7 protein-coding genes and 1 pseudogene are annotated in these 6,409 nt (G+C 47.3%); 2 read left to right on the plus strand and 6 right to left on the minus strand.

Annotated elements, in window-relative coordinates:
• Window positions 1-247: 247 nt before the first annotated feature.
• The 6 genes from Q0314_RS10445 to surE form a co-directional block, all read right to left on the minus strand.
• Window positions 248-835: an SMI1/KNR4 family protein gene (locus Q0314_RS10445; protein ID WP_298058796.1), complete on the minus strand. Its 588-nt coding sequence runs from the start codon at window positions 833-835 to the stop codon at window positions 248-250.
• 19 nt (window positions 836-854) lie between these two features.
• The gene (locus tag Q0314_RS10450) at window positions 855-1,724 is read right to left on the minus strand and encodes a hypothetical protein (protein ID WP_298058798.1); all 870 of its coding nucleotides are present in this window, start codon (window positions 1,722-1,724) and stop codon (window positions 855-857) included.
• Between the two features lie 223 nt (window positions 1,725-1,947).
• Window positions 1,948-3,042 (minus strand): phospholipase A, encoded by a 1,095-nt coding sequence (locus Q0314_RS10455; protein ID WP_298058799.1) that lies wholly within the window; start codon window positions 3,040-3,042, stop codon window positions 1,948-1,950.
• The gene (locus Q0314_RS10460; protein WP_298058801.1) at window positions 3,039-3,704 is read right to left on the minus strand and encodes a molybdenum cofactor guanylyltransferase; all 666 of its coding nucleotides are present in this window, start codon (window positions 3,702-3,704) and stop codon (window positions 3,039-3,041) included. The genes Q0314_RS10455 and Q0314_RS10460 overlap by 4 nt, the downstream gene beginning before the upstream one ends.
• Window positions 3,705-3,785: 81 nt before the next feature.
• Window positions 3,786-4,451, minus strand: a complete 666-nt coding sequence (locus tag Q0314_RS10465; RefSeq protein ID WP_298058802.1) for a tRNA threonylcarbamoyladenosine dehydratase — start codon at window positions 4,449-4,451, stop codon at window positions 3,786-3,788.
• Window positions 4,448-5,230: a 5'/3'-nucleotidase SurE gene (gene surE, locus Q0314_RS10470; RefSeq protein WP_298058803.1), complete on the minus strand. Its 783-nt coding sequence runs from the start codon at window positions 5,228-5,230 to the stop codon at window positions 4,448-4,450. The genes Q0314_RS10465 and surE overlap by 4 nt, the downstream gene beginning before the upstream one ends.
• Window positions 5,231-5,601: 371 nt before the next feature.
• On the opposite strand from surE, the gene nrfH reads away from it, so the two are divergent.
• On the plus strand, window positions 5,602-6,144 hold the full coding sequence (nrfH, locus tag Q0314_RS10475; RefSeq protein WP_298058805.1) for a cytochrome c nitrite reductase small subunit: 543 nt from the start codon (window positions 5,602-5,604) through the stop codon (window positions 6,142-6,144).
• A gap of 19 nt (window positions 6,145-6,163) precedes the next feature.
• Window positions 6,164-6,409: pseudogene (locus tag Q0314_RS10480) on the plus strand (ammonia-forming cytochrome c nitrite reductase subunit c552); the annotation flags it as partial.

The raw sequence follows: 6,409 nt of genomic DNA on the forward strand, positions 1-6,409 counted from the left end.
TAAAGAGCCTTTGGGGTTATCATTTTTTGCCTTTTTTAATTTTTAAGCGCCGAATTTACGGCAAATTTGAGCTCAAATTTAGCACCCGAATGCAAAAAATAATATAAATTTGAGCTGGTTTGGTAGTGAAATTTGTAAATTTGAGATTAAAATTTGACGGCAGATGTCGCCAAATTTAGAGCCTTTGAAATCAGTCAAATTTGCCGCCAAAGCTAGCGCAAAGGCCTAGCTTTCCAGCATCAATTTATCAAATTTCAGCCATTTCTCGCCAAAACTCAAGCGCCTTATCATCGCCGGCTTGGACGAATTTAGCGATTTTTTCCGCGCATGGCACGGTCTTTTTGCTTAGTCGCGCGATACCGATACTAGCAAGCGCTCTAAAAAATCTCTCAAAATCGCTCGCAACGCGCCTACCGCAAAGCTCTTCGTCCCCGAGTAGCCACGCATAAATCGCGCCGTCCGCGCAATCAATCACAAATATCCACGGATCGCCCACGGCAAAAACTATCAAATTTGCAGGACGCGTATCGCCGTGCCACCATTTGCCGCCGTATTCGTCGGTGCTGTTTAGGCGCACTAGCTCGCTAGCGTAGTCGCCGCTGATGCCAAATCGTACGTTGCAAACTTCAAATTCGCCAAAGTCAAATTCGCAAACTAGCCGCGAAAGCTCAAGCGGAAATTTGACGCCTAGAGCTTCTTGCGCATTTTCTAGCGCCCGCGTGGACGCGTCGGCATCGCTTTGTGCTAGCAGCCTCATGCCCGTTATGCCCTCTTGTTCCAGAGGTAGGCATATCTCGTCTAGCTCGCGAGCGATCTCGTCTAGCTTTAAAAACATATTTTTCTCCGCTTTTAGTTTATCTGAGATTTTTTGTTTCGGTTTTTATGATTTCGCCGTTTTCGCCGTAAAATTTGGTAGTCGCCGCGCCCGCTTTTGCGTCGGTTACGACCTCTTTTACGAGCTTGCCTTTTTCGTTAAATTCTTTTTGTATTTTAACCGCTTCGCTAAGCGGCTTGCCGATCGTTTGGCACTGGTCTATCACGCTTTTTAGTTTGCCGCTCGGGTAGAAAAACTCAAAATACGCAGACTCGCCGCCTATCTGGTATGCGCGGCTGTGTATGAGCCCGTTCTCGTCGTATTTTTCAAAAGTCGTTTCCTTTTTACCCGTTCGGACGCTGGTAAATTCCTTATACGACGGTTTGCCGTCTCTGCGGTACTCCGCTATGTTATTTTCGGTAAAAAAGCCTAAATTTGCGTCGAAGCGTTTGGTTTTTCGGTATAGTTTTAGCGCCTCGCCCGCGTCAAAAAGTTCTAGTAGCTCCTTTTCTAGCCCGCCCCATAGGCATCTCTCGGCCGTGAACGCAGGCGCGTCTCGGTGCTCTTTTGAGTAGACTTCTAGCAGCACCCAGCGCTCGTTTTTGCGGACGACGAGTGAGATTTTTAGCTTTGTGGAGGGGTTGTCCGGGATCTTGCGCTTGTACTTCTCGTCCGCTTCGTCGATGACGTAGCGATTTAACTGCGCGCCGCCCGCGTCTAGCTCGATGAGGTAGAGTCTGTTGCGTATTTTGCCGCTTGCGTCCTTTTCGCCGTTGCGCAGGTCGTACTTAAAAAATATCTCATAAGTTGCGATTAGCTCGTTGTTTTGTTGCTCGGGCGCGTATTTGCCGCCTGCTTGCAGCGAGGTTGCGCAGGTCAAAACGATAAAAAGCTTTAATAAATTTTTCATCTATCTCCCTAAATTTGACGAATTTCGCGCTCGTGCTAGGGCGGCGGTTTTTTACTGCGACTTGGCGCAAATTTAAAGGAAAGCGTCGCGCTTGAAATTTTGCAAACCGGCGCCCGCTCGTCAAATTTGCCGTGCTTGTCGGTTCGGTCAAATTTGACTTATCGCTTTCGGGCGTTTTTGTAGCGATTTTACCTTGTCGGCGCCGCCTGAGCGCTCTAGCCTTTTATTTCAAAATCGCAAAGCCGATACCGACTTTATCGGTGTGGCGGTTGTAGTCGATGAGGCTCTCGCCGTATCCCGTGAAGTACTTCACGTAGCCGTAAACGCCGCTTTTTCCAAACGGAAATAGCCAGCCAAGCTCGCCCGCGCCGCGGTTTGTTTTATCAAAATGCAGGTTGTTGCGCACCATCGCCGTAAAGATGTGTCCGCGGAAAGGTAGGGCGAAATTTATATCCATATTGCCGATGTATTTTTCGATGTCGGGATTGTCGTCGCTACCCTTGCTCTCTGGTATGCGCGCCCACGCTCGCGGGATCACGACTAGGCTACCGGCGTAAAGTTTGGCCTCGAGATAGACGCGGTTCCATGAGCGCGACTTCTCGCCGCCCTGGCCGTTACTCTCGTGCAAAAGCCCCGCGCGTAGGTAGTCAAGGCTCGGCAGCGCCTCAAATCTCATCGGGACGGTCACGAAAATCTCAGGTCGATAGTTGGTCTCGCGAAACGGCGTAGAGGATTTAGCCGTCTGCCACCACGAGCTTTGCGAGTAGCCCGCCGAGATCGTTTCGTTCATGTCAAATACGTCGTAAAAAAGCGGCTTTTGCAAGCTGATTTGAAAAGCAGTCTCAAATCTACGCCTACCTTCAACGTCGTTAAACGCGTAAGTTGCGGGCAGCAGGTAGTTTAGGTGGTGCATTTTTAGGCCCAAAATTTCATCCACGTCGTATGCTTCGCCGCTTTCAAATTTAGCTTTCGGGCGCTCTTTGGAGGCGATCTTTTGCTCCTCTACGGGCGCGTCCGCTACGCTATCTGAGGGCGCGATCACGGAGCGCTCCATCGCAGCCGTTTCGCCGTCCTCATCCGTAAATATCGCCTTTTTAGCCGCTAGTTTATAAAGCTGAAGGGCTCTTGTTTTGTCGCCTTCATGCTCAAGCTTTGCGGCGGCTTCATAGAGGCGCTTGGCTTCGTCTTTAGCGGTCGGTTCGGTCAAATTTTCAGCCACATTCTCGGACTGGGCGGGTAAATTTTGCTCCGCCGTTTCCGCCTGGGCGGCTATGGCTAAATTTAACAAAATCGCCGATAAAACGATAATTTTTTTCATATTTTTCCTTCTTTTAAGGCTTGTTCGTAATCTGCCTGATAGTTGATGTTAAAAAACTCGTCCGCGTTTGCGAATTTTACGATCTTGCAGCGGCAGCGGTCGCGCAAAAGCCCGATCTTGTGCTCGCCCGCGGCAAAAAGCTCGCCCGCGGCGTTCGCTAAATTCCCGCTAAAAAATCCGCAAAGCGAGTGCGTATGCGACTCGTCTGCGGCGATGACCATGTCGTATTCTCCGGCAAATTTGTATAGTTCGCGCACGCAGCTTTCGCTAACAAAGGGCATATCGGCCGGGACTATAAATACGCTTTCGTTTGGAAAATTTCTAAGGATACTGTAAAGCGCTAGCATCGGAGAAAAGGCGTCCGGGCTCAAATTTGACGTATCTTGCGAGCAAATTTGAGCGGAGTTTGCCTCTGTACCATCTTTGTCGCTCGCCTCAGTCAAATTTGACCGCGAGATTTCCCCTGCGTCGGCGTCTTTGATGAGCGGTAGGGGCGGGTCGAATTTGTCAAATTTAGAGCTAACGAATACGCGATCGAAAATCCGCCCGAATTTATGCGCTCCGTAGTGCGTGAGCGTCGCAAATCCGCCAAAAGGCAGCAGCGTTTTATCGCGGCCCATTCGCGAGCTTTTGCCGCCGGCAAGGATGACGCATGTTTTCATTTTTTTCCTTAAATTTAAGTGCGGTATAATAGCATAAATTTGTTTTAAGCGAGCGGTTAAACTCGCCCAGACTAATTAAAATTATTTATCGCCGATGATTTTTCTAACCGCTAAAGCCGCTAAATTTAGCCCAAAACACGCCGTCACGCCCATAAAGCTGCCCAGTTTCACGCATTTTGGTAGCTCGGTCGAAAACACGACGTCAAATTTGCCTTTAAACCCCGCTTTTTTAAGCTCGGCTCGTATTTTCTTGGCAAACGGGTCGTTGCAGGTCTGCCAGATGGATGCGACTTTGATCTGCGTCGGATCTAGGCGCTTTGCGCCGCCCATCGAGCTAATTAACTTTTTGTGCGTTTTTAGCGCGAGAGCGACTTTGGCCGGTACGTCGTCGATAGCGTCGATAATAAGATCAAATGGCGAAAAATCAAAATCCTCGACAAACTGCGGCGTCATTAGCTCTTGCAGCGCCGTTACGCACTCGTATCTTGCGGTAAATTCGCCGACTTTGACCGCGCCGACGGCTTCGCTGTAAATTTGGCGGTTTTGATTGGTTATATCAAAAACATCCTTATCTATGAGAGTTAGTTTGCCTACGCCGGTTCTAGCCAGCGCGTCCGCGCAGACGCCGCCTACGCCGCCTACGCCGCAGATTAGGACGTTTGCTTTTTGAAGCTTTTTAAAATCATCGCCAAACAGCCAGCGAGACCTCGTAAATCGGTCGTTTTGATCCAAAATTTCCTCGCTCAAATTTGATCCTTTAGCGCGGTTTTTAGGCTCTGCAAGCTCGCGTGCGCGGTCATATCGAGCATGATTGGAGTGAGCGAGGCGAAACTCTCGCTAAGTACGCTGATATCGGACTCGCCGTTTTGCTCGTAGTCTAGACTCGAGGCTTGTCCGAGCCAATAATACTCGACGCCTCGCGGGTTGCGGTGGAGCATCGCGTGCGTGGCGTAGCTGCGTCTGCCTGCGGGAACTATGCGGTAGCCTTTAAATTCTCGGGCGGAGACGGCGGGGATATTTACGTTTAAAAACTGGCGTGGCGGTAGGGATATTTCGCCGTTTAACACGCGCGGAACGATAAATTCGACGGCTTGCTGCGCAAGCGAAAAGCCTAGTTTTTCGATACTGTCGTTTTTATAAAACTGCGAAAACGCGATGCTGGGCACCCCCTGCAAAACGCCCTCCATAGCCGCTCCGCACGTACCGGAGTAGGTGATGTCCTCGCCGACGTTAGCGCCGTGGTTTATGCCGCTGATTACGAGGTCTGGTAGTCTTTTGTAAAGCGCGTGAAGCGCGAGATATACGCAGTCTGCAGGCGTGGCGTCGTCGAGCTTGTAAAAATCGTCGTCAAGCTTGATAAATCGAAGGGGTCTAGTAAGCGTCAGCGAATGCGCACAGGCTGATTTTTCGGTACTCGGCGCTACGATCGTAACGCGGGTATCAGGTAGCTCCCTCAGTGCGCTAGCTAAAGCGTGCAGGCCGCTAGCCTCGAATCCGTCGTCGTTTGTAATTAAAATTTCTTTCAAATTTATTCCTTTTTATCACGATTAACGCAAATTTGACGAGCCCATAGCTTTCAAATTTTTAAAGAAATGATTTTAGCACAGCTTTTATTATTTAAATTTAAAGTTTTGGCCTATGTTGGATATTGTTTACTTTGTATTTTAGTTTTTAAATTTTATTCAAATTTAAGATAGTAAATATATTATATTATATAATACCGAAATAGATTGAAATCAATCATAATAAGTTGATAACAACTACTGTTATATTTACATAGTATAAAAATAAGCTTAAGATTTAATTTTAATTATATTAGGAAAATAAATGAGAATTTAAGCGAACTAATAATAAAATACCGGCTTATAAATAAAGTTAAGTTTTATTTAAATTTATAATGGAGGTTAGAAAGCCCGTCATGGAAAACACGAAGAAAAAAGCATCCATCTGGGTCATTCTTTTGTTGCTATCGTTTGGAGTGGTTATCGGTCACGGACTATACACTTTTTACTATGCCAAGGGATTTTCATACTTTAGTCCGGATCCTGCAGCCTGTAAAAACTGTCACGTGATGAATCAAGTCTACGAAAGCTGGTCAAGAGGCGGACACCAAAACGTCGCTACCTGTAACGACTGCCATTTGCCGCATGATTTTATAGGATATTGGATCATGAAGGCTCAAAGCGGCCTAGGACACGCGTATGCCGTTACTTTTAAAGATAATCCTTATGCATTTACCGCAAACGAAAAAACAAAAAGAGTCGTTCAGGAAAACTGCATGGACTGCCATAAAGAATACGTCTCAAACGTTATCGATCCGCGCGCCATAGGAACCGCAAAACCGTTTGACAAAAATCTCAAAGAGCATCAAGGCAACTCAAATGAGCCTTTAAGATGTGTATCTTGCCACCGCGAAGCGGGACATGCGCATAACTTTTAAAATTTAACAGGAGGATAAAATGAAAAACAAAGTGTTGTATGTAGCTACTTTCTTAGTGGCTGTCGTACTCGGTGCGGCTATGTTCGCGCTTTTTACGGATATCGGCGCTAAAAAAGCCGAAGAAAAGATGTATCCGCTAATGCTCAATAAAGTAAGCGAACTTGAGCCTGATTTTGAAAAATGGGGCGCAAATTTCCCAAATCAGCTCGATGCTTACAAAAAAATGGAGCATAAAAGCGACGCAAATCCAAAAGGAAGCGAATTT

Origin of the sequence: uncultured Campylobacter sp. (assembly GCF_938040115.1) — a bacterium.
Lineage (GTDB): Bacteria > Campylobacterota > Campylobacteria > Campylobacterales > Campylobacteraceae > Campylobacter_A.